Here is a 23,571-nt window from a genome sequence, read left to right on the forward strand (position 1 = left end):
GGAAAAATTTTCTGAAAACAGCCTGTTGCGTTCAGCCGGGCTTCCGATTATGGTGCCGCTCCTTCCGGCGATACGAGTGATCGCCGCGCCGGTTGGGGCGTCGCCAAGTGGTAAGGCAGCGGTTTTTGGTACCGCCATTCCCAGGTTCGAATCCTGGCGCCCCAGCCAACTTTTCCTGAATAAAATCAATGACTTAGCCCCGCTCAACGGCGGGGCTTTTGTGTTGCATGAGGTTTCACCTAATCACAAGCGTTTCCGCGCTTTTCAAGCTGTTGACGGTTTTTCCACGCAACACGCTTGCAACATGCCGCAGTGGTTTTGTTCGCTACCCGTTCTTGTGCCCGACTCGGACCGATCTGCCGGCTGCCGGCCTGTCTGCAGGTTCTGGCGCTGCCCACATGAGCCGGCCGGACGAACGTATGCGAGAGCGGTTGCCCGAAGCCTTCGTGTGTTGGTATGGGGTTCTTCCCGCCAACCTCGGAGAAGAAAGCATGTCGCGTAGCACCACCATAGGCGGGCTGTGGATCCTGCTCTCTGCCATCGCTTTTATGCTTGCCAACATCCTGATCCGCCACCTGTCGCAGAAGCTGCCCCCCTTGGAGATGGCGCTTTTCAGGTCGGCCGGCGGGCTGGTCATGCTGCTGGTGGCATGGCGTGCCTTCATGCACCTCCGGGAGCTTCGCGACCCTCTCTGGCATGTCGTTCGAGCCGTTGTCGGGGCGGTGTCCCTGATGGCCTTGGTCCATTCCTATGCGACCCTGCCAATCGCGTTGGTGACAACCTTCATGTATCTGCGTTCAGCCCTCGTCATCCCTTTGACCAGGGTGATCCTTGGAGAGCGGGCTGGGCTTGGAACCTGGGCGGCCGTGGCGCTGGGCATCACCGGCGGCGTCGTGGCGCTTTGGCCGAAGCTGTCTACCATCGGGACACCGGAGTTCAACATCGACGTCCTGGCCCTTCCGATCGCTGCTATCGCCGGCGCTGGGTCGCATGTCTGCATGCGCCGGTTGGGCATGACGAACTCCCCGTCCGTGGTGGTGGCCGTGTCCGCGGTGCTGATTTCTTCATTCGTCGCTGTTCCGGCGGCCTCCGTTGCAATCGTTCCACCAGCCCAAGACCTAGGCCTGCTGGCCGGCATGGCGCTGCTCAGCGGTTTCGCTCAATGGGCAACCGTGAGAGGATACCAGCTTGAAACCCCGTCGCGGTTGGCGCCGCTTTCCCTGGCTGACGTTCCTCTTGCACTGACCGCTGGCTTTTTTCTGTGGGGGGAGATACCGACTGCGCACGCCGTGGTGGGCTCCACCTTGATCATCCTCTCTTCTCTGTACGTCATCCGTGCCGCCACTCCACGATGAGCGTCCCGATTCGCGAGCATTTCGGATTGATTCTGTCGTGGGCAGAGACAGGCATTATCTCCAGAGATACAAAGAAGAGCGAAGACATATCAGGATATTCCTTAGATGGATTAAGGAACATATTTGTATCGATGCTATAGCATTAAATATTTCTCTCAATTCGGTTTTCCTAAGGTTCTTTTGTCTTCAATGAGTTAGTGCGCTCCGCATCTTTATCGTAAGCCCATTCTAGGTCGCGAATAGGGGGAGACTTCATTTCATCCCCTACGTGGGGGATGTTCCAGCTTGATAGGCCTTTGTTACGTTCCTTGGCACGAGGTTGATCAACGTAACGAAGTTTCGAGAGCCAGATGGAATACCTCACGTGGGACGTTCCCAGTCCCTTCGTAGACATGGCCGTGATGGCTTCTCGCCTCAGAGCGTCATTCGCCATCTTCGACGACGCGGATCGCCTGATCTATGCGAACGAAGGAAAGCGACGCCTCTACCCGTTCTTCGACTACACCGTCCCACACACCTTCGAGTCGATGCTGCGCCGTACATGGGAATACGGGGCGACCCAGGGCTTGCCGGTACCTGATGATATCGAGGTGCAGCTTTCGTTTGCGCAGATGCGCCGAAGGGGTGAGCGCCTTGAATTCGTGCGCCGCTATCCGGTGAACCTGATCTGCACGCATGTACGGCTTCCATCAGGCCTCAATGCTCAACTTCGCGTGGAACCAACAAGCGCCGGACTTCAGCACTTCTTCGCAGATGGAACGCCAACGCTGGGCTTGATGGAGGCCATTAAACAACGGAACGAAGCAGAGCAGCGTGCGGCCGCTCTGGATTGCTTGGCCTTCGGCATCGCAGTGGTCGGGCCGGACTCCAAGATCAAGCACCGCAACGCCGCTATGGACGATCTTCTCGATCGTGAGGACGGGCTTCAGCTCGATGAACATGGCCGGTTGACAGCGCTGCGCCAGGATGACCAGCAGCTTCTCAAGCGTCTCACCATCATGGCATGCGTGAACGAGCTGCCATCACGTACCGCCACCGTTAACATTCGGGGCAGTACCCCCGGCATCTTCCATACCCTGTCCGTATCCACCGGGTCCAAGGGTTCGTCGACAGCAGTGGTCGTGGTTGCGCCTCCTCGTCTCGATGCGGCTTCGGTAGCGAGCGTGCTCCGGAGAGATTTCGGCCTAACCCCCGCGGAAGCTGGAATGGCAGCCATGATCGGAAATGGGCTGACCAGCGACGACATCACCCGCGAGTTGGGCAAGAAGCCCAGCACCGGACGAGATCAGGTTAAGGCGATCTTGCGAAAGCTCGATCGCGGCCAACTCGCCAACAGAGGTCAGACCGGCCTGGCGCGCTGGGTTGCTGTCCTCGGGGCGATCACCGGAGCCGCCCGGACGCGCGGCGAAGCAAATGGGGACCATTGATGAATTTCGCCGACTCACAGCGCAACATCAAGGCGCTGAACCTCTCGACCATCGCGTCCGACTTGGTCCGTCAGGGATGGAGTCCCGAAGCCGCCGAAAGTGCCGTGGAGAACTACCGCCTGTTCCTGGAGACCATCGCCGCGCATCCGAAAGCGCATCTCGTTCCGACGCGATCCGTGGACGAGGCGTGGCATGCCCACATGCTCCGCCCGGCCGCCTACTATGCCGACTGCATGGTGTGCTTTGGCCGAATCGTCGATCACGAGCCGGGCGTCTATGGGACGCCGGCATACGAGGCCGCCTATCAAGCGACTCGAGCCCTGGTGCCCTATGGGGACCAGATGCCAATGAACCCCTACGCCGAAGGCATGATGGCCGGCGCTGACTGCTACCGAGAGCCCGAGCTTCCGGACGAGACGCCGCTCGGAGTGGCAGCGACCGCGCTCGCATGACGTGATCGGGGCCGGGCAGGAAATGGCGTATCGGCTCGATACCCATTCACCTGTCCGGCCATTTCACTCCGAATCCGTGTCCATGCCCACCAGCAACCGGCTTTCCAGGCCTGTCAGGGCAAATGTTATGCGTGCTGTGGCTCGATTGATTTCAATCGAACCCCAGGTCCACCGGTTAGAGAAGGAGCGTTTCTACCAATAAACTCAACGCCTGCTTTCTCGAATGCATCGAGAATATCGCGCACGGTTCTTGGCTGTGGAGCGGTTTTTCCATTCTCGAAGTCAGACACCGTCTTGCGAGTGGTACCTGTCCTTTCGCACAGGTCGCCAATGCTCCAGCCGAGCAGACCGCGAGCGGCACGACATTGCTCAGGGGTGAAATTATCATTTTGCATAGAACTGCCCAAAAAGGGTTGACGCAATCGCGGTAGAAATATACGTTTTGGGTATAACGCAGCACAAGGGGTTTTCTGAAGTGCATTGGATGGAAACCGGGATCACGGTTGCTGGCGCTGGACCGCCTGTGTGTGCCGACCGCTTTCAAGGCGGCGGCCTAGGAAAGGTCCAGCAATAGAAAGGCGCCCGGCTGCTGGAACAGCCGAGCGCCTGTGACGGCCCTGCATTGCGGGACCGCGCTTCGACCCCCATGGAAACCGTAAAACCATGAAGACCGAAACCGAAGATACCGCCCCCACCGGGGAGCGCAAGCGCTTGTCGCTGCGCGAGAGCCTGACCAGCAACACCGCACTCCAAAGTGTCAGCGCATCAATCGCTGAGGCAAGCATTCAAGCCGTCAGCATCTATTCTCTGATGCAAGACGATCAGCTGTCCGATCAGGAATATCGCGACGCCTCTTCCAAATTCCAGGCACTGACGGAGGCGGTGATCGGTGCGACGCCGCAAACCTTGCCGGATGCCACAGCGATGCTGAGCACGATCCTGGCGCCCCCCGAAGCTGGCCTTACAAGAGCCGATTACGGGGCACTCTGTCGAGTTAGGGATTTCCTTAGGGAGCTTCTCCCGGAGGTCCTGAATGACCTGCAGCCGGTCACCAGCACCACCATTCCGACGCTCGGCATAACCATTGCCGAAGCGAGCCGGAGGGCGGCTGACCTGATTGCAGAGGCCAACTCCCCGACTTCAGCACCTACCGAGGACCGAGTGAACGAAATCCACGCCGAGTTGATCAGGCTGGAAGAGATCGTGATTGCGGAGGAGCCGCGGTCCGTGCTGGACGCCGCGTCGATTCTCGACACGATGTTCCCGATCGATGCGTCTGCAAAACTCAGCCGGGATATACCCGCTGTGCGTCGGGTGGCGGCATTCCTGCACCGATTCGCGGGGAGTGCCAAAGCGACTGTCCCGGCGCATGCGGACGCCGGTCAACCCACTGAGAAGGACGCCGGGATCTTCGCCGCGTGCTCGCGATTTGAGCAGCTGATGCGGGCCGTCCACGCGACGGATGACGAAGATGAAACTGCCCGTCTGATCGATCAGGCTGACGAAGTCGCGCTCGAAGTTATAAAATACGAACCGGTGACCATGGAAGGGTTGGCGGCCCAGGTCTGCATCATGCTTCACCTGGAGCATGGTAGCCCCACTGGCAATCTTCAGGACATCCTATTCGAGACGGTCGGTCAGGCGGAAGAAGGTCCTCATTACAGGGCTTCCAACACGCTTGTTGACCGCGTGAAGCAGCTATATCGGCGCAATGCCGAGCAAATACCACTGGAAGGCCACCACGCCGATCTGACGCCTGAACATGGCAATGCCATTGCCAACGACCAGCACCAGGACGCCGACGCCTTCGCCGACACGGTTGCCGCTTTCGAGGCCGAGGCGCCCGCCACGCTGGCCCTGCCGCTGGAGCCGACCAGCCGCATGGTCGACGCCGGCGCCAGCGCCGCCGGCATCACCCCGGCGCAGTTCCAGGCGGCCTATGCCGCCGCGGTGGAGGCCCTGAAACTGGAGCGCGCCGCATGACCATCCTTGCCTTCCCCACCCAGGACCGGGGCGCCCAGCGCCCCACCATCCCGCCGGAGACCACCATCGTCCGCCTGACACTGGCCGAGGCGACGGACTGGCAGCGCACCATCGTGGCGGAGTGCCGGCGCCAGCGCGTGCTGACGCCCTCCCTGCCCGCCTTCCTGAAGCGCGCTGGTCTGATGGACCGCTGCACCTTTCTGTCCAGCGCCGGGCCGGCCGAACCGCTGTGCTTTCGGCACCTGGGGGTGCCGACCCTGTCGGTTCTCGGCCGCGCCTGGGGCCGGGCCGTCATCAACCAGCCCGACGAGGCGGATCCGCATGTCGAGTTCGCCCACAGCATCGGGGCGCAGTATGCCGAGAGCATCGGCGCGGGCGAGGCGGTCTTCAACCGGGTGACCGTCTCGGGCGTCGGCCGGCCCTTCGTCTACACCCATGCGCTTTATGGGTGGGAGGATCGGGGCCGCCGCGCCGTCCTGTCCGCCGTCGATGTCGCCACCGTCCATTGAGGAGAGCCCGCTCATGTCTCGCTTCGCCCTGATCGCCGCTGGCCTGTCCATCGTCACCATGGCCGCCGCCGGCGCCGCTTCCTTCGCCAACCAGCAGCCGGAGCCGGAGCCGGTGCTGCGGATCGCCACCGAGGGCGCCTTCGCCCCGTGGAACGCCACCACGGCCGACGGCAAGTTGGTCGGGTTCGAGGTCGACCTCGCACAGGACCTGTGCCGCCGGATGCGGGTCCGCTGCGCCATCGTCGCACAGGACTGGACCGGCATCCTGCCCGGCCTGCAGCAGGGCCAGTATGATGCCGTGATGGCGGGCGTCACCGTCACTGCCGAGCGCGCCTCGATGGTCGACTTCAGCGCCGCCTATGCCGCCGACCCCGCGGTGTTCGCTGTCCGGCCGGGTTCCGATCTTGTCGGCGCACTGCCGGATGTGGAGCGTGCCGACATCTCTTCCCAAGCCGGCCAGCATATCGCCGACATCGCCGCGCACGCCCTGGACGGGAAGGTGATCGCCGTGCAGGCCTCGACCATCCACGCCCACATGCTGGAGACGCGGTTCCCCCGCGTCCGGCTGCGCTTCTACGAGACGGTGGACGCCGCCGCCCTGGACCTCTCCGCCGGCCGTGTTGATGCGATGCTGACGGCCCGGACGTCGATCGAGGCCCTGCGAGCCGCCGGCGGGAACCTGATACCGGCCGGCCCCGCCTTCAGTGGTGGCGTGCTGGGCGGCGGCGTGGCTGTCGCCGTCCGGAAAGGCGACCAGCTGTCTGCCCGCTTCACTCAGGCCGTATCCAGCGCGGGCGAGGATGGGACCACCGCTCGCTTGTCAGCCCGCTGGTTCGGCTACGACCTGTCTGTCAGGTAGGCGCGAGGGCGCGGCAGGTCGCATCCTTCAGATCGAGCACCACCGCATCCCGTGACCAGCGCATGAAGTGGAGGGGCAGCCGCCCGACGCCCGCCTGCTGGAAGAGCACCGCGGGCAGGGGCTCCAGCAGCGCCCGACCGGCGCAGCGGCGCACCCACACCGGCACAGATTCCGGATCGACCAGCCCGACCACCCAGCGTGGCGACCACCGATCCAGGGCCACCAGACGCGCCACGGCACCCAGCAGGTGGAACAGCCCGCGCCCGCGCCAGTCCGGCCGGTTCCAGCCGGCGACGATCCAGGCCACCGCCCCGCGCGTCTCCTGCGCCGCTGGCGAGGCGCAGAACCCGAACTCCCCCACCGGAGCAGCACCAGGATCATGGAACGCCGTCAGGTCTCCGACCCGCGCGCCGAAGCTGGCCGCCGAGCAGTCGAGCAGCACCACCCCGTGGGTGGCGACGAACTCGCCGTCAGCATCGACCGCGGCCACCCAGAAGGACGGCGTCGCCGATGGCCGGGGCAAGAGCGGGAACCATTCGCCACGGTGCCGGTCGTTCAGCTCCGCCAGCGCCCCCCATTCCTCGACCAGCACCAGCGTGACGCCGGCCGCCAGCCCGGCCGCGCACAGGGCGTCCCTGGCTGAGCGCAGCACCGGTCCGTGCGGGCTATCGTTCAGGGGCATTGTCTCGATCAGTCGCCGCATCACCGCGCCACCCCCTTCGCCTTCTCGTAGCTCCGGTAGGCTCCCAAGCCCAGCATCGGCACCAACAGCCCCATCAGCGTGCTGGTGTCGATCTGCGGCATGGGCGTGCCAGGCGACCACATCGACAGTGCCCACCCCATCAGCGGATAGCCGACGGTCTGGACGAGCAAGCCGAGAACGCATACCCAGCCGGCCGCCGGCCGCCAGCCGGAGACGAACAGGTTGGGGTTGGCGGCCTCTGCTGCATTGACGCCGAGCTGCGCCGTGTCGCCGGCCTGGAGCATGGCCACCAACTGCGCATTCGCCGCGGCGGTGGCCTTCGCCTTGGCGTCGGGGTCCGGGATTTTGTCGATCAGGTCGGCAATGACGGGCGTCAGGGCGGTGATGAGGGGGATGGCTACAGCCATGGGTGCCTCCTTTCGGGCATGAAAAAGCCCGCCGGGGATGGCGGGCGTTACTGGCAGATCAGCGACGGCCGGGACGGCGATAGAAGCACCAGACCGACAAGCGGTATCACAAGGATTTTCAATGACTTGCTATGTTGGCGACCTTGCCACGGAAGGTCAGATCCCCATCTTCGCGCGGGTCGGCTGATCAACGACGCCGGTCGGCTCCAGATTGTGCATGAACTGCCACTTCTTCACCGCCAAGGCAGTGGCCGGACCGAAGATGCCGTCCACCTTCGCCCCGACGATCCTCTGGACGGCGCGCACTTCGTCGTCCTCGTCGCCGGCCGGCGCAGCCACCATCTGCGGCATGGGGTGCGGCTGTTCGGCCGGCAGGACCGCGGCGCCGCCGGAGAACAGCGCCGCCTCCGCCGCGCGGCGGGCGACGAGACCGGCCAGCTTGGTCGGCTTGCCGTTCACCGTGGCATAGACCCAGCGGCCGAATTGGTCAGCTGCCCCGGCATAGTCGCCGGCATTCAGCATCTTCAGCAGGGTTGAGCTGCCCAGGCTACCGGCGCCCAGATTGAAGACGAAGGAGGACAGCGCGCCGCGCTGGTCGTCGTTCAGCGCCACCTTCACCAGCGCGTCGACGCGGCCCGCCGCCTCGGTCAGGTCGGCGGCGAGAAAGGCGTCGGCCTGTTCCGCGGTGATGGACTGGCCCATCTTCACCCCGGCGGTGTGGCCGTAACCGATGGTGGGGACGCCGGCCGGGCACAGATAGGCGGTGGGATACAGGCCTTCGAAATGCTTCACGAGGTCGACCGCCGCTTGGCAGATCGGCTTGGTGGTGTTCGTCACCATAGTTCAGATCCTTCTTGATTGGTGGGGATCGGCCGGTTGACCGAGCCGGAGGAAGCCGCCGCACATGGCGCGGCGGGCGGTGGAAAGGAGTTGGCCGAGCAGCAGGAGGGCGGCGTCGCGGTCGCCGTTGCAGGCGGCCAGGGCCTGCTGCACCTCTTGCTCCGCCAGTGATGGACCGTCGGGCATGGGTATGCTCCGGGCATGAAAAAGGCCGCTCGCGGCGGCCGGAGATTGTCAGGGGTTGGAGTGTTGTCGCGCGCTACCAGGAGAAGGTTTTGGTCTCACCGGCGGTCCACGAAAAGCCGCTGGCCGTGAAAAGCTGGCGCCAATTCGTGGCGTCTTGCGACCCGTAGACGGCAAAGGCGCTTGTGGCTGTGGCGTTGGTGAGCGACAGTCCATTGACTCCGATGCTTGCGCCTGCGCCGAAGTCCAGGCGCACCCACGGGTTTGGGTCGCCGGACACGTCGGCACTACCCCATCCCGCGGTCCCCGATCCATCGAAGCAGTTATACGGCTGCCCAAATCCCGTTGATGATGCGCTCGCCACGAAAGGTGATGGGGAGCTGTTGCCGGTGAGCGGTGTTGGGATCAGTGGGGTTGACCCGGCAAAATACATGATCTCAGAAATACTATGGCCGGTGCCCGTTGTGAGGCCACCCAGCGAGATTTGCAGATATCGCCACCCACGCCGCATTGGCAAAGTGGCGGCCATTCCCAGCGCATTAATCAGCATGGCTATGCGTCCGTCTGTGCGTTGATTGTCAGGTACAGCCGCACGCCCAGCAGGCGAGCGTTGGACGTCAGCGTGTCCGCGCCATTGGCGGCATCGCGGTAGACCTGAAAAATCACTGTATCAAGCGCCGCTGGACTGCCGGCGATTGTCATGGCCGCCGTGGTGGTAGTCAGGTGGGACTGCGACGCGGATAGCAGCGGGTCCGACACAGTGACGGCGGTCCCGAAAGCCACATCCAGCGCGTCGCCGTCACCTACGGCAAGTCCTTGGACACCCCACACCACCGAGCCAGAGCCGGACAGCGCCGTCCATACAACTTGAGCGGTGACCGTCCCGCGGTCCCAGCTTTTCGGCATAGCGACCATGACTTGGGCGTACTGGGCTGTATTCGGGTCATAATCTAGACCGGCGATCATCACCCGATTGGTTGTCGTCTCGCTTGCATTGTACACTGGCCCGTTGGTGGTGCGTCCAACCATCCCGATAGCTGGCAGCCAGATCGTGTGGACTCCCTGTTGGAGCGATGTAGCGACGCCACCTTGCGCCGTGGTTAGCCCCTGCTGGAGCGTGGTGATATTGCCCTGCGCTGTCGTCATGCTGGCCTGGAGGCCGGGCACCGCGTCGGCATGCTGCTTGTCGAGCGGCCCCATCAGGCCGGCGACCATGGGCGATGCAAGGAGATCGGTCACGACTGGAACCTCCTGCGAGGATTGGCGATGTCGCTGAGCGTGTAGGGCTCAGCAGCGGAGACAATTGCGGCCCAGGCTGCTGGATCGGCGCCGATGCGCGGCCCGCGCATGTTGACGTGGAAACGCTCGTCCACCACGGCGGGCGTCACCACCTCCCCCGTGTCCGGATCGACGACAGGAGCCGTCAGCGCGAGCGCGCCGATCACGTCCAGGTCGCACACCGGGCCGGCGGTCAGCCAGCACGGCGCGTCATCTGCATCAACTCCCCGCAGCATTGGCAGAGCGTCGATAAGCGCGGCCTCGGTGTCCGCGCGAAGGCGTAGAGTCTGGGGCATGTCAGCCTCACGCGGTCAGGAGAGGGAGGGTGGCGTTGGACAGGCGGCGGGGGAAGATCGTCAGCCGGCGGATGTGCCCATTGAGGTGGTTTCCGCCCATTACGCTACCAAGCTCAACCCTGGTGACTGTGGGGGCGGTCCCCGCTGGATCCGTGGAGGCGCTGCCGCCGTCGTAGCTAAATGCAAAGTCATTCGCCTTGAACGCGACAGCAGCCTTGCATAGAGTTGCTGTCGAAACGTTTGCTCCAATGAAATATGCCTGCGTGGCACCACCGGATACAATCAATGCACTGCGTTGATTTGTTCCTCCAAGTTCAATGTCAATCCTTTCCGAGTAACCAGAGCCACTATTTAGGCTGATGGGATATTTTGTAATTACAGTATTTGAAGTGGTATCGAACTCTACATATATCGTCCCCTCCGATGTGCTCCACCCCGGCACAGAGGACAGCAGTAGGGTGTTGACGTCTGCGGCGCGGGTAACGATTGACGATCCCGCCTCAATCGGTGACGTGTCGAAGGTGCCGGTTTCGCCGCCGGCAAAGTCAACGTCGATCTGGTCACCTGAAGAGCCAAGCCGGAACCCAACGGTGGGGTTGGCGACCGTCTGCCCCATGCCATACCGGACATAGGAAGACGTCGGCGTGATCGTCGTCCACGTAGAGCCGCCGTCCAGCGTCATTTGCACCGTGCCAGTACCGGCGGCGCGACGGACGAACGGGGCGAAGCGGCGGGCGGCAGAGGCAGATGACGACGCCTGGATGCAGGTGCCGTTGGCAGACGACGCGGTGAGGCGGGTTGCCGCAGCGAGGACGCCATCAGCTCCGGCGATGGCCCCGGTGGTGATGCCGCTCTTCGTCCATGCGGCGTCGTCCAAGCGGCGGCTCTTTACTACCAGCGTAGACCGCGCCTCCTCGACGCGGAGCCCCTGTAGCGCTGCCGTGATAGGGTCGAACTCAATGGGTGCAGTCCCGGCCGGGATGAAGGTGAGCGCACCGGCTTGGTTCGTCACCCACTTCCCCGACGATCCGGCGACGACGCCCGCCGGGACGGCTGCCGCGCCGCTGAACGGAAAGTCGATGATCGGAGGGATGCCAGCAATCTCGTACGGCTGGACGTGCTGGATGATGCCGGCGGCGGTGTTGGCGGCGGCAACAGCTTGGTCGCGGGCGGCGGTGACGATGGGCACGGCAGGCAACACCAGGGAAGTTGCCGTATCCACCTGCTCAACAAGCGAGGCCACACACTCACCAACGGTGGCGACATCCTTGCTGTGCCGGCTCCAGTTGGCGGCCATACCGCCGACACCAGACAGGCCGAATTTATTGGACGCCGAGTTATAGAGGCCGAGGTTGTATTGCTTGAGGCGCGCAATCGCGTCTTGCACCAGTTGCGATATGATCATTCCTTGAACTCCTCAAGTTCGGCGCTTGTCGAGGTGTAGCGGCCACTGATGTAGGTTTGACTGTGATCTGCGGATCGGCGGAAGAGGCCGCCATAAAGGAAGTTTGCCGCCGGGTCGGCGGTGCTTGCCGGGTCTGTCGGATCGGCGATGCTGGGCAGGTAGAGCAGCGGCCTCCGTTTACCCGAGCGCAGCGCCATCTTGAACAATGCGTCCCGGAGCTTCCGGTCGGCCACCTCGCGGCCGATGGTGACCGTGCGCTTGGCGATGCCCTCTTCGACCCACGCCGATCCGCCGGTGCCGGCGATCACCTCGTCGTTGTCCTTGACGCCTTCGCCGCTTTTCCCGACGTGCCGGCTGAAGATCAGGCCATCGCCAGCCCAGGCGAGACCGATCCGATAGCCGGTGTCGTCCGTCCCGTCCGGGCGGAACGCTCCACCCCAGAGCGTCCAGCGGATCGCGACCACGGGGCACTGCGGCACCGCACAGTGGATGTTGATCGGCAGCAGCGGGAGGTCGCGCGGATCAAGATCGCCCCGCATTTGGTTGGGCGCGCCCGCCGGCATTTCCTCCGGGTCCGTCAGGCCCGGCACCACGTTGGCGTCCACGCCATCCACCACCGAGGTTGCCACCAGATCGGCATCCCCCATGGCTGCGTCGCTGAATGCCTCCATTCGCCAGAAGGCATACTGTCGAAGGTTCGTGTCGCAGAGCGATGCCACGGTGAGGAAGATCGGGTATTGCCACGTCAGCGTAATGGTCACCGGGTTGATCGGTGCGCCGGTGGCGTGGTCCACATCGCCGATAGCGAGCGACACTGCCCGGTCGGAGACCGGGGTCGTGAGCATCGACTCCAGCGGCGCCGTTGCGGCCCATTGCACGTTGCTGGTGATGGTGACCGGGTTGTCGAGCTGGCCGTTCATCACCTCGTTGCGGTCAGCCAGAAAGGAGTAGATAGATCCCATGTTCAGCGCTCCACGTAGAGGGTGGCGCCGCCGCCCCTGTCCCGGTTTGTCCGGCCGGTGATGACCAGAGTTCCGCCTTCTTCAAAGCCGGCGATGTCGTCGACCACCGTTATGCCGCCACCGATCCACAGGCCGGGGGCACCGTCCCGGACCCGCACCTCATAGGGCTGTGGTGGGTTCGCGCGTTCGGCCAGCCAGAGGGGCGCCTCTGCGTCAGCGTCGGCCTTCAGCGTCAGCGCCGTTTCGATACGATCGGTCTTCGCGCTGACGCCATATGCCGCCTCGATCAGGGCGTCGGTGGCGGTGTCGGACTCGCGCCACTGCTGGGTCCACAGCGCCGCGTCTGCCGCCGTGGCATCGGCTGCTGCATTGGATGCAGCGCTCGGATTTTCCGCGTAGAGGACGGTGACCTTCTTCGTCGGCGTTACGCTGCTGCCGGCGGTGGGCTTCAGGCCATCGACGGAGCCGCTGGCCTTGCTGTAGGCGCGGGTCGGCGTGACTGCGGTGGCGCGCGGAAGGCGGGTCACCACCAGCCGGTCGGCAAGGTCGACGAACCAGCGCCCCCGCGGCACGGAGCCGACCAGCTTCCCGTAGGCGTCTCGGTGTGTTCGGCCATCGCCGGCCGGCAGGTAGAGGCCGATGGTCCGGGGCAGCGCATCCATGCCGCTGACATCGGCGTTGGCGATGATCCCGCCGTGCTGGACGGCCAGGAACGCCACCACCTCGCCAATGAAGCGGCGCCAGACGCCGCCGGTCTTGTCGCCCTTCACCTCCAGCCTGAGATCCTCATAGTGGATCGCCGTGAAGATCCTGCCGGTCGCGACATCGACCCGGAACTGGTTGGCGCCTGGGATGCCGGCGGTCTTGCTGACGGCGACGCCTCCAGACCAGCCGCGCGGCACGTCCTCGATGGGCAGCCCGCCGTTGACGGACCAGACATGCAGCAGTCCGCCGTTGCCGCTGCCCTGGTCGATCACGCCGAGATAGGTTGGTTGGACGAATGGGCAGTGCCCAAAGCACCGCTCTTTCAGTGTGTTTTTGAGGGTCGTCGGCCCGTCGTACCCGCCGGTGCCGGCATATCGCGCGTCGTCTTTCTGGATTGGCGTGTCGAAATCAAGCTGCCTGTCGTAGACGGGCAGCTTCAGGTCCGAGCGCCCCGGCGCCATCTTGCCGGCCTTGGCACGCCATACGGTCACGGCGGTGCTGAGTGGCGCCCCGGCGGCCACCACCCGCTCGGTCACGGATTGGACGATGTAGTCGGTCAGGAGAGCGTTGAGCGGGCGGGCGCCCAACAGCACGCGCTCCCACAGCCCCGTGGTGATGTTGAAGACCGACGCGAAGCGCGGCAGATCGTCAGTCTGCCGCACATTCATGAGCCGCAGATCGTCAATCTGCGCCCGTGCCCCGTCGGCCGCCGCCGTGATTGCGACGGTCGGCCACTGCCCGACGAGCGGCAGCCAGGTCACCGATGCCGGATCGTCATCGCTGCGGGACTGGAAGGCGACGGACCCGGCACAGAGCGGCCAGCGGTGAAGGTGCCCGGTGGCCCGGTGAAAGGCCACGAGGTCGTACAGGTGGATATCCATGCAGATCCCCTTATGCGGTGCGCTTCTGGCGCTCCTGCAACTCGTCCAGTTGCTGGCGCATGAGCTTCACTTCGTCCCGTGCGATGCGGGCGCGCTGGGTTTGGGCCTCGCCCTCGGCCTCGTGGATGGCGTCCTCCAGCCGCTCAATGCGGCGGGCGATGTCACGCAGCACGGACACGACTTCGCGGTTGTCCGACGCCACCGGCCCGGCTGTCGGCCGGATCGGGGTGACGTTGGCCGGGTAGCGGTCATTGGCCGCCGTCTGGTACAGGCCGGCGATCCGCATGCTGTCGACGGAGGAGGCGATGGCGGCACCGCCGCCCTGCCACAACAGCTCGGGGCCTCGCTCGCCGACCCACACCGCGCCGGGCGGGGTCGAGAGCGTGCCAGCGGCGAAGCCGGGCACTCCGGCCCCATGAGCGGCCGAACGGACCGCCGCCTCGAAGGCGGAGGCGTGGCCGAGGCGGACCCAGGCGTTGAGGCCCGCGTCAACCCCACCGTCGTAGCCGGCCGCCTTAACCGCGGCGGACTGCTGCGCCTGGGTCAGCGCCTCCCAGGCCCGACCGACGTCTTCCGGCGCGGCATAGCGCGCCCCGCCGCCGATGGTGGTGACATTCGCTTCGAAGGTCGAAGCGCGCGTCTTATCCGTCGCCAGCCACATATTGAAGGCGCTGTCGATGTCGCCGCCCCAGCCCATGGCGCGGGCGACACCGTGTTGCTGTGCTGCCGACAACCCATCCCAAGCCGTCTGCACCGCTGCGGACGCGCTATAATGCGGGGAGTTGTCGTTGGTACCGGTGAGCGTCTTGAGCGGGCCGAGCGCCGCCTGCCAGACGGCATAGCTCTGGTCCATGACATCCTTCAGACCGGTGATGGCGCCGTACTGGCGCTCCCCGACCCGAGCCGCCTCGGCCCGCGACCGCTGCAACTCCTTCAGGCTGTCCTGCGCCACCTTCAGGTCCGCCTCGGCCGTAGCCGCGGAGGTGTCCGGGGCGATGGTGCCCAACTCGCCCAGCACCCGCATGACCTCGTCATAGATGGCGCGCGAGGTGCCGGCGGAGTTCGTCTTTTCCAGGCTGACCAGCGTCTGCGACAGGCTGGTCAAAGTCGACCGGGCGGTGGACTGCTCGTCCTCGCTGGCGGTCGAGGAGCGGACAGTGGCGAGAGCAACATCCCATTGGCGCCTTGCTTCCGCCAGCCGCTCCTGCGGGCTGATCGGCGCGTCCTCGCTGATGGCAAGCGCATCGCGGGCAGCCGCGAATTGCTTCGCGACCTGTGTGACCTTTAGAGCGCCCTCCTGGAGGCTGGAGATCAGTTCCTGTTGGGCGCTGATCTGCCGGTCGTAGGAACCCAGCACATCAGCCTGCGCAAGCTGGAATGCCTGGGCTGCCCGCTCTGCCGCTTGGACCTGTTGAAGCTGCGTCACATCCCGACCGGCCTCCTTCGCGGCCTTCAATTCTTGACGCTGCTGTTCGTCCAGGGTGATCAGGCCGGCGCCACGGCTGTTGCCCAGCGCTGCCTGCATGCGGGAAGCAACGCCCGCGGCGAATGACCTCTCCGCTTCCGCTGCCGCTTCATTCAGCTGCTGCAGGGCTGCCGTCGCCGCCCTCACGACATCGGGTGTGTCGGCGAAGGCGGTGATGATCTGCTGCAGGCTGATGCTGGTGATCGACCCGCTCTTTACCAATCCCGCCATGTTGTTGGTCAGGGTGCCGGTGACCTTCGCCATCTGCGCGGCGCGGTCGGCACCCTCCGGCCACAGGGCGTTCACATCCTTCACCGACGTCTTGTAGGCGTCGATCAGGCTGGCGGCCGAGTCGTAGCCTTCTTCCCCCTTGGACTTCCGATAGGCGGTGTCCAAGCCGTCGCTGTAGGACTTCTGCTCCTTCTTCAGGCCATTGTTGAAGCCCTCTTGGAGCTTGGCGGCCAGTTCGTCGCCGACGATGCCAACCGAGGCGAAAGCCTTCACGAGGTCCGTGGCCGTGTTCGACCACTTTCCTTTGAGCTGCTCCACCTTCTGCTGCTCTGGACTGCTTTCGATGGTGGTGCCGGCCACCTCGTCCAACAGGCGCTTTTTGACGGCGCCCAACGCTTCCATCTGCTTGAGAGCACCGAATAGACCATCCGGCACTGACTGGCCGGCGGCGACGTAGGCGTCGGCCGCTTTCCTCATGTCCGCGGCGAGCCGGTCGAAGTCCTTGCCGATGGGCGAGAAGGTGTTGGCGCCCAGGCTGGCAACGACGTCATTCAGCTCCGAAACCCGGTCACCACTCAGACCGACCGCGTCAAATTGGGTCTGGAGTGCCGCCCGTTGAGCGGCCTTCTGCGCCGCCGCTTCAGCCGCCGCTTTCTCAGCCGCTGCCGCAGCGTCCCGCTCTGCTGCGGCGCGAGTTTCGGCGGCGGCCACGGTGGTGCTGTACCGGTCGGGCTCTCCGCCATCTCTTGCGGTGACGCCTGACGCAGCGCTCGCGCTTCCCATTGCACCGGAAAAATTCCCATTGGCGTCGATCGATCCGATTGTGATGTGGTCGACGTCAAGCGCATCGGCCAAAGCGCCCATCGCGAGGCCAAGGCCGGGGATGCCCGTCGCCAAGCTTGCGAGATCGCCGACGACGCCCGCAGCGTTAACGCTCAGTTGGGTGTTGTTCAGTCCAGTGGCAGGGTCGACACCGATGGACTTGGTGATATTCAAGCCATACTTGAGCGCTGCGTTCGTCAGCCAGCCAGACAGCGATGTCCCGTAGACGTTGTCAACGGCCGCCGCAGTTGCGGCTACCTGCTCGGAGGTCGGGGACGCATAGCTCGCCGCCCCGCCGAAGCCAATCGTTCCGGAGCGGTCAGCCCCGGAGAACGAGCCGAAGCTGTAGCCTCCGTACGACCGCATATCTCCCTGCGACATCGGCGTGCTGCTCGTCCGGCTGATCGACGGCCCTTCGCTTGCCGTCCCTACCCCGCCGAAGCCGCCACCAGAACCACCGGAGGTGCTGCCCGAACCACCGGCGGAGTTGCCACTCGATCCACCGCCAGACCCCGCGGAGCCACCGGAACCGGGGCTGCCATGATCGCCGCCGCCATACTCGAAACCGAGAAGGCCGGTTTCCGGGTTGATCGTGCCAGGATGACCCAGCACCCGGCGCACCGCTGCCAGTTCGTCGCCACCGCGGAGGTGGATCAGGGTGTCATCTCGGCCTTGTCCCATCTGGGCAAGCATCTGGGCGCTTTCGCGGGCGTTCCAGATCCGCTCACCTCCGGAGAGGCGAACAACCTCCGGCCCCTCTTCGCCGACGACGGCCCAGCCTGTGGGAGCCGACAGCGTTCCACGGGCGAAGCCGGGCAGTTTGGCGCCGGCGGATACCGAAAACACCGTCCCTGCATTGTCAACGATGTCGAGCAAGGTGCGGCCGAGGCTGTTTCCCGCTTCTACGCCCGTCTGGAACTGCGAGAACAGATCAGAGAGCGAGTTGCGCAGCGCCTTGATCTGGGGGTCAAAGCCGTTCGCAAACTCCAGGTGCGACAGCATGTCTTCCAGCGACACCGCGCTCTCGTGCGCGATGGCGTGGGAGATTTCCGGCACGCCGGACTTCATCCCCTTCAGCAACTCCAAGGCGGCCTGCTCGGCCGACTTGTTCTTGGAGTCGATGTAGCTATCCTTGCCCGTGGGGGTGAGGTTCAGCCGGGCGATGATGTCATTCAGCCCCTTCGCGACTTTCGAGGCATCTGCATTGAACCGCGTCGGATCGCCGTCATTGTCCTGGGCATAGGCGCCGAGCGCGTACCGGCCATTGGCGCCCAAGGTGATGTGCGAGATCGAGTATTTCTCGCCCCGATCTTTCGCGCCCGTCACCGCGCTCAACAGCGCGCCGGCCGCCATCATGACCCCGCCCGCGGTCTGCCCACCGGGAATCATCGAAACGACACCGCCGGCAGCAGTCAGGCCACCGCCGATCTTCTGGCCTGCCGAGGCACCCTTCTGGGTCGCCAGCATTGCGCCGGAGGCGATGCCGCCGATGCCTTGCAGGACTTGCCCCCAGGTTATGCCACCAGGGCTGGTGTTGCTCCATTTCCCGTTCTGCCAGGAACCAGATTGCCCAGCATCGAACAGGCGCTGTGCATTGTCTTCTGGGAACACGGGGGACGACAGCCACGAGCCGCCGGCACCCTTGGCCGCCGGGGCAAAGCTGGTGCTCCCGTCCGCGTTCTTGATCACCTTCTGTTGCGTGCTGCTGCCGCCGAAGAGTTCGCTGAGCCAGTCGCTCGCGCCGCCCAGCATCTTGGAGACTCCACCGAGGAAGGTATCCGCACCATCCGCCACCTCAGTGGCGAATTTGGTCGCACTGTCGCGTGCCTGGGTCAGCCCATCCGCCGCGCCGATGGCATTTTCGCCGACGTGGCTGATCGCGCGGCTCTTCACCTCGATAACGGATGAGGCGTCCTTGGTGACGCTGGTAAGCCCAAGCGCGCTATTCACCCACGATTGCTGTGTGGCGGTCAGCGTCTGCTGGGTGCTGTCGGTGGCGCTGCGCTGGACCTCCACCGTGTCGAGTTGGGCCTGAAGCGCGCGCTCCTGGGCGGCTGTGACGCCATCAACCCGAGTTCCGAGAGCGGCAATATCAGTGCCAACCGACTTCACCGTCGAGCCGAAATTGCGCATGTACCCGACGGCTTCGGCAGGTAGTGCGCGGCCATCCCGCAAGTATTCAGTCATGCGGCCCGGACCAGCATTGTAGGCACCGGCCACGAGGTTCCAATCACCGCCAAACTGCCGTCCGAGCATGGACAGGAACTTCACCCCACCTTGGATGTTCTGGCGCGTGTCGGTCGCATCGACCCCGAGCCACTTGGCCGTGTCGGGCATCAACTGCATGACGCCCTGCGCACCGGCGGAGCTGGTCAGCACCCGGCCATCGTCGCGGTACTGCCGGAAATTGCTCTCGATCTTGGCGACAGCCAGAACGACGTCTTCCGGCACGCCCTGGGCGCGGGCTTCCGAGCGGAGCATGTCGACGACCTGCCCACCGTCCTTGATCGCCACCGGCATGGGAGAGCTGCCGGTCATTGCTCGCGGGTCAAGCGCCACCGCTGCGGCCGATCCGGCCATCTGCACCCACATCGCGTTCGATTCGGACGAACCGAGACCGCCGGAGACGCTGTTCACGATGCGGCTGAGACTGGCTGGATCGTTGGCCGGGCGGGGCGTGTTGTCGTTCGCCATAGCGACCCCCCCGGACATCAGCTTGGTCAGCGTGCCGGTCAGCCACGTCTCGGCCGGCTTTGTGACGAGCACGCGGGCAAAGACCCGCTTCAGGTCCTCGGCCAGGGCCTTGCCGGCATCTCCAGCCTTCTTCGCTCCGACGATCACATCCTCGAACGCGGTGGTGATCGGCTGGGCGATGTTGGCGGCGTTCTGTGCGGTGTCCTGCAACTGGCTGTTCACCCGCGCCAGCTCGCCGGCCTGCCGGATGTAGGCTTGGGTGCCGGCGTCGGTCAGATCGACGCCCTTGTCCCGCAGATTGTTGGTCGCCTGGATGATCGCGACCGATCGCGCCCGCTCGGCGTTGGACTGGCCCAGCATGCCGAACTCGGCATTGGCAAGGTCAACGGCCCGGCGCTGCTCCGTCGCCATCTGGGCGAATTGCTGGGAACGCTGCGCCACGTCGCGAGCGAGGATGCCGGTGCTGATTTCCTTGATTTGGCCGGCGTCGCGGGACGGGTCCAGACCGCGTTTGCGGGCCTCGGTCAGGGCTTCGTTGGCGAGCGCCGCCTCGCGGGCAGCATTGGCACCTTGGCCCCAGGCAGCGGCCAGCCGCTGGGCATCCTCGGTCTGCTGCTTCAGCGCGGCATTGAACTGCGACGCCTGCACCTTGCGCTGCGCGTCGTCCAGCGCCCGCAGCCGCCCGACGATGGCGTCGTACGGCTCGATGGTTCCGCGCGCTACCTCGGCCAGGGCCTTGGCCTGGATTTCGGCCTCGCGCACCGCTGCCGTGGACTGACCATAGGCGCGGGCCACCAGATCGGCACCGGCCACCTCAGCGGCGGCGGCCCGGTTGTTGTCGTTCACCGCGACCTGAAGCTGGAGCAGCGCCTCCCGCTGACGGAGCAGCAGGAGGTTTTCCGCAGGAATGCCCTCCAGGTGCTTGTCGCGGATCTCGTCCTGCGCCCGCATCGCCGCGGTTGCCAAGGCACGATCCACCGCATTCCCGCGCAGGCTGGCGGACAGGCGGTCCACCTCGTGCGTCTGCTCCTTCACGTACTCCGTCGCTTTAGCGTTCTGCTCCGACCAAGCGATATCGGCGGGAGACAGATCGTTGGCCGCCCGATGCGCCGGCGGGCCGGATGTGGCGGCGGCCGCAAGCGAGGATGCCTTTGCCGAGATGGCGGTCAGCCTGTCTTCCAACCGCGAGACTTCCGCCCTTGCCGTTTCCAGTGGCCCCTGGAATGAGGCTTTGTAACCGCCGTGCGGCCCGCCGAGCCAGCTACGCGACTCCAGATCCTGCACCCTAGCGCGGGCTGCATCGAGCTGCCACTGGAGCGTCTTGCGAACCTCGTCGTCCTTCGGCTGCTTGGGCGCGTCGTATTCGATCTTGCTGGATCCGGGCAGCATGGTGGTCAGTGTCGACGCCGCCAAGCGGGCGAAGGTGTCCTTGCTCGGGTATTCGAGGAAGTCGGCCAGCAGCTTGAACTTCTCGGACAGCGCAATCTCGACCTTGATGACCAGGGACGAGGTAGCGGCGGCATCCACCATCCTGTTGAACTGCACACCAAGTTCGTGCATCGCTTCGGCCGCGGGGCTCATGGCGTCCTTCCGCAGCCCGTCGAACCGGCGGTGAAGCGCACCCAGCGCCACCCCGAGCGCCTCGGACTGGCGGCCATGCTCCGCCATCACGCGGATAGCATCGACCTCTGCCGGCGTCAGGAAGCCGATGGCTTCATGGAGCTTCTGGATGGCCGGATAGCCATCGGTCACCATTGCGGCCAGTTGCTTCGTCATGTCATCGACCGAGCCGCCCAGGCCGGCCGTCATGTCGCTGCCCAGCAACGCCAGTTCCCTGCCCATGCCCGCGCTGATGCCGCGGGTGGATGCGAGCACCTTGGCGGTTGCGAAGCTCTCCCCCCGGGCGGCGCCGCCTTCGTAGAGGGCCGTTGAGAGTCCCTGCAATTGTTCTGCCGTTGCCTGCGTCTCGGTACCGTATGCGCGCGTCGTGGCGGTTAGTTCGCGGATCTGGCTGTTGATCTGAACCGCTCGTGCTCCGACAAGGGCGAGCGCAGCCCCCACCGAGCCGATGCCCAACGCCGCCAGAGTGACGGGCGAGACAAGCAGCGCCCATGCTCGGGACATGCCTCCGACCGCCCCAACGGCCTGAGGGGCCTGCTGGAGCATGGCGACTATCGCGGATTGGCCGGAACCGACCTGAACGACGAAATCCTGCAGCTGATAGCCGAGGTTCAGCGACTCATGAGCGGCCAGCTTCGTGCTGGTGGCGGCACGGGTGGAGAGGTCGTGTTGCTCCTTCAGCTTCGCCGACAAGGCGGCGTGCTGCTCGGCCGTCAGCTTGATCCCGCCGACACCGTCGGTCATGGCCTTATCAAGCATCCGCTGCTGCGCGATCAGCTTCTCTTCGGCGCCGAAGGTGCGGTCGAGAGTGCCGACCAGCCGCTGGAGCGCCTCCTCCTCCTTTTTCGCCGCGATGGCCGCAGGCGAAAGGGAAGCCGCGAGCTTGGCTTCGTCCGCCGCCAGTTGTTCCAGCGACACGCCAGCCGCCGCCGCGGTGGTCCGGAGCCGGTCCAGGGCCTCGGTATACTTCAGCGCGTCACCAGCCTCCTTGTCGAACGAGGCGACGGTCTTGCGATAGGTGACGGGGGCGTCGAACTGCTCCATCGCAAGGCTGGCCTCCCACTCGGTCGCCAGCTTCGCCTTGGCCTCGCGGGCGCCCCATTGATCCATGGCCATCTGCGCCTCCCAGGCGGAGGCTACCTGCGCCTTCGTCTGGGCGATGCGCTCGCGCTGCTGGAAACCTTCGAGCGCGAGCAGGCCCTCCCATTCGGTGGCGAGCTTCGCCTTGGCCTCACGCGCGCCCCACTCGTCCATCGCCAACTGCGCTTCCCAATTGGCCGCGACGTTGGTCTTGGTCTGGGCGATGCGTTCGCGGGCGGCAAACTCCTCCTGAACGAGGATGGCCTGCCATTCGGAGGCGGTGGCCTCCGCCGCCTTCGTGGCTTGGCCGGCGGAGCGCGCGGCGGGATCGTGGGCGGCGGCATAGGCGTTGAGCAGGCGGGTTGCCTCTGCCTCCTCCACGCCAGCCCGGCGGATGGTGGCCTGCAACTTCGCCAGCCCGGCCTCATATTTCTGCTGGGCGACATCGGTCAGGCCGAGCGAGACGCGGTAGGCGTCCAGTTCCGCGTCTGCCGCAGCGAACGCCGCGGTGATGTCGTCCAGGCGCTGGGCGCTGCCATCGTCCCCGAAGGTGATGGTGCCGGTCCCGCTCGATCCGCGGCCGGTGGTGGCGTAGCGCGTCGGGCCAATGGTCGCCGTGTTCGCCGTCTGGCGCGACAGGCCGACCGAGTCGTTGATGGCCTTCTGCGCCGCGGACACGCCGCGCAAGCTGGCCTCCAGCCCCTTCGCCCCGGCCGCCCACTCGGCAAAGCTGGAGTGCCCGGCGTCGAAAGAGGTGTTCAGATCCCGGAGCGCGCGAGCGGCACGGTTCAGCCCGTCGGACATGCTGCCGGCGGTCTCATAAACCTTGCCCAGCGCACCCGTCCACGAGCCGGCCGAGGCCGTGGCGGCGGCCATGCCAGCCGACAGCCCGCCAGCGGCGGCGTTTGCCGCTGCCGCGCCGGCTTCAACGTCCTTGAAATACCGGGCCACCGCCGCGCGTGCCTTCTCGGCGGCAGCTTCCATCTTGGCCGTGATGGTGGCGCGAAGCTCCTCCTTCTCCGCCACCTTCGCGCTGCTCGCCTCCAGGTCATCCAGCGCCCGCTGATAGGGCGCGATGGCCCGCGCGACGGCGGCGGCCTCCCTCTTGGTCCGGTCGAACTGGTTGGCGAGCTGCTCGGCCGTCCGGGCATGGCGCTTCACGCGCTCATCGGCACGCTCAACGGTGGCGGCATAGTCGGCGATGGCTTTTCCAGCGGCGGCGGCACCGGCTGCGGCTTCATCGGTCGCCTTCTTCGTGCCCTTGCCGGCACGCTCTGCCTTCGCCTCGGTCGTGGTGAAGGCGTTTCCCAGGCTGGTAACGGCGTCGGTCGCCTTTTTGGCGCCGGCCGACACACCGTCCTGGAAGCCTACGTCGAGGCTTTCGACTTGATCGGTCATTGGCGGATCCTCGGGG

Annotated in this window: 18 protein-coding genes, 1 tRNA gene and 1 pseudogene; 7 read left to right on the forward strand and 13 right to left on the reverse strand. The window is 65.3% G+C overall.

Annotation, left to right across the window (positions count from 1 at the left end):
* Nucleotides 1-93: 93 nt before the first annotated feature.
* From FZ029_RS12375 to FZ029_RS12390, 4 genes are all read left to right on the forward strand, one after another.
* A tRNA-Gln gene (locus FZ029_RS12375) sits at nucleotides 94-168 on the forward strand.
* 323 nt (nucleotides 169-491) lie between these two features.
* Entirely contained in the window at nucleotides 492-1,355 is an 864-nt protein-coding gene (locus FZ029_RS12380) for a DMT family transporter (RefSeq protein WP_188051914.1), read from the forward strand.
* A gap of 350 nt (nucleotides 1,356-1,705) precedes the next feature.
* A complete protein-coding gene (locus FZ029_RS12385; RefSeq protein WP_149269516.1) occupies nucleotides 1,706-2,782 on the forward strand; it encodes a hypothetical protein in 1,077 nt (358 codons plus the stop codon).
* Complete coding sequence (locus tag FZ029_RS12390) at nucleotides 2,782-3,234, forward strand: hypothetical protein (protein ID WP_149269517.1); 453 nt, start codon at nucleotides 2,782-2,784, stop codon at nucleotides 3,232-3,234. The genes FZ029_RS12385 and FZ029_RS12390 overlap by 1 nt, the downstream gene beginning before the upstream one ends.
* Before the next feature lie 125 nt (nucleotides 3,235-3,359).
* Here FZ029_RS12390 and FZ029_RS12395 read toward each other — a convergent pair whose 3' ends face one another.
* Nucleotides 3,360-3,629 (reverse strand): helix-turn-helix transcriptional regulator, encoded by a 270-nt coding sequence (locus FZ029_RS12395; RefSeq protein ID WP_149269518.1) that lies wholly within the window; start codon nucleotides 3,627-3,629, stop codon nucleotides 3,360-3,362.
* A 268-nt stretch (nucleotides 3,630-3,897) separates the two neighbouring features.
* Here FZ029_RS12395 and FZ029_RS12400 point away from each other — a divergent pair, with 268 nt between their 5' ends.
* The 3 genes from FZ029_RS12400 to FZ029_RS12410 are packed head-to-tail and all read left to right on the forward strand — an operon-like array spanning nucleotide 3,898 to nucleotide 6,585.
* A complete protein-coding gene (locus tag FZ029_RS12400) occupies nucleotides 3,898-5,217 on the forward strand; it encodes a hypothetical protein (protein WP_149269519.1) in 1,320 nt (439 codons plus the stop codon).
* On the forward strand, nucleotides 5,214-5,726 hold the full coding sequence (locus FZ029_RS12405; RefSeq protein ID WP_149269520.1) for a hypothetical protein: 513 nt from the start codon (nucleotides 5,214-5,216) through the stop codon (nucleotides 5,724-5,726). The genes FZ029_RS12400 and FZ029_RS12405 overlap by 4 nt, the downstream gene beginning before the upstream one ends.
* Nucleotides 5,727-5,739: 13 nt before the next feature.
* Nucleotides 5,740-6,585: a transporter substrate-binding domain-containing protein gene (locus FZ029_RS12410; protein WP_149269521.1), complete on the forward strand. Its 846-nt coding sequence runs from the start codon at nucleotides 5,740-5,742 to the stop codon at nucleotides 6,583-6,585.
* On the opposite strand, the gene FZ029_RS12415 is transcribed toward FZ029_RS12410, so the two are convergent.
* From FZ029_RS12415 to FZ029_RS33295, 12 genes and pseudogenes are all read right to left on the reverse strand, one after another.
* Nucleotides 6,578-7,267 (reverse strand): hypothetical protein, encoded by a 690-nt coding sequence (locus FZ029_RS12415; protein WP_149269522.1) that lies wholly within the window; start codon nucleotides 7,265-7,267, stop codon nucleotides 6,578-6,580. The two genes, FZ029_RS12410 and FZ029_RS12415, sit on opposite strands and share 8 nt — an antisense overlap.
* 20 nt (nucleotides 7,268-7,287) lie before the next feature.
* Nucleotides 7,288-7,695: a 3TM-type holin gene (locus FZ029_RS12420; RefSeq protein ID WP_149267649.1), complete on the reverse strand. Its 408-nt coding sequence runs from the start codon at nucleotides 7,693-7,695 to the stop codon at nucleotides 7,288-7,290.
* A 156-nt stretch (nucleotides 7,696-7,851) separates the two neighbouring features.
* Complete coding sequence (locus tag FZ029_RS33930; protein ID WP_348771129.1) at nucleotides 7,852-8,046, reverse strand: peptidoglycan-binding domain-containing protein; 195 nt, start codon at nucleotides 8,044-8,046, stop codon at nucleotides 7,852-7,854.
* A 42-nt stretch (nucleotides 8,047-8,088) separates the two neighbouring features.
* A pseudogene (locus tag FZ029_RS12425) lies at nucleotides 8,089-8,535 on the reverse strand (lysozyme); the annotation flags it as partial.
* 3 nt (nucleotides 8,536-8,538) lie between these two features.
* Entirely contained in the window at nucleotides 8,539-8,721 is a 183-nt protein-coding gene (locus FZ029_RS12430; protein ID WP_149269524.1) for a hypothetical protein, read from the reverse strand.
* Between the two features lie 73 nt (nucleotides 8,722-8,794).
* Nucleotides 8,795-9,268, reverse strand: coding sequence for a discoidin domain-containing protein (locus tag FZ029_RS12435; protein WP_149269525.1), 474 nt, complete (start codon nucleotides 9,266-9,268; stop codon nucleotides 8,795-8,797).
* A gap of 2 nt (nucleotides 9,269-9,270) precedes the next feature.
* On the reverse strand, nucleotides 9,271-9,957 hold the full coding sequence (locus FZ029_RS12440) for a hypothetical protein (protein ID WP_149269526.1): 687 nt from the start codon (nucleotides 9,955-9,957) through the stop codon (nucleotides 9,271-9,273).
* The gene (locus FZ029_RS12445; RefSeq protein ID WP_149269527.1) at nucleotides 9,954-10,292 is read right to left on the reverse strand and encodes a hypothetical protein; all 339 of its coding nucleotides are present in this window, start codon (nucleotides 10,290-10,292) and stop codon (nucleotides 9,954-9,956) included. The genes FZ029_RS12440 and FZ029_RS12445 overlap by 4 nt, the downstream gene beginning before the upstream one ends.
* 7 nt (nucleotides 10,293-10,299) lie before the next feature.
* Complete coding sequence (locus FZ029_RS12450) at nucleotides 10,300-11,697, reverse strand: hypothetical protein (protein WP_149269528.1); 1,398 nt, start codon at nucleotides 11,695-11,697, stop codon at nucleotides 10,300-10,302.
* Nucleotides 11,694-12,659, reverse strand: a complete 966-nt coding sequence (locus tag FZ029_RS12455; protein WP_149269529.1) for a hypothetical protein — start codon at nucleotides 12,657-12,659, stop codon at nucleotides 11,694-11,696. The genes FZ029_RS12450 and FZ029_RS12455 overlap by 4 nt, the downstream gene beginning before the upstream one ends.
* Before the next feature lie 2 nt (nucleotides 12,660-12,661).
* Nucleotides 12,662-14,245: a hypothetical protein gene (locus FZ029_RS12460; protein ID WP_149269530.1), complete on the reverse strand. Its 1,584-nt coding sequence runs from the start codon at nucleotides 14,243-14,245 to the stop codon at nucleotides 12,662-12,664.
* Between the two features lie 10 nt (nucleotides 14,246-14,255).
* Nucleotides 14,256-23,555, reverse strand: a complete 9,300-nt coding sequence (locus FZ029_RS33295) for a phage tail length tape measure family protein (protein ID WP_211104144.1) — start codon at nucleotides 23,553-23,555, stop codon at nucleotides 14,256-14,258.
* Nucleotides 23,556-23,571: the final 16 nt, after the last annotated feature.

The organism is Azospirillum sp. Sh1 (genome assembly GCF_008365135.1).
GTDB classification, from domain to species: Bacteria; Pseudomonadota; Alphaproteobacteria; order Azospirillales; family Azospirillaceae; genus Azospirillum; species Azospirillum oryzae.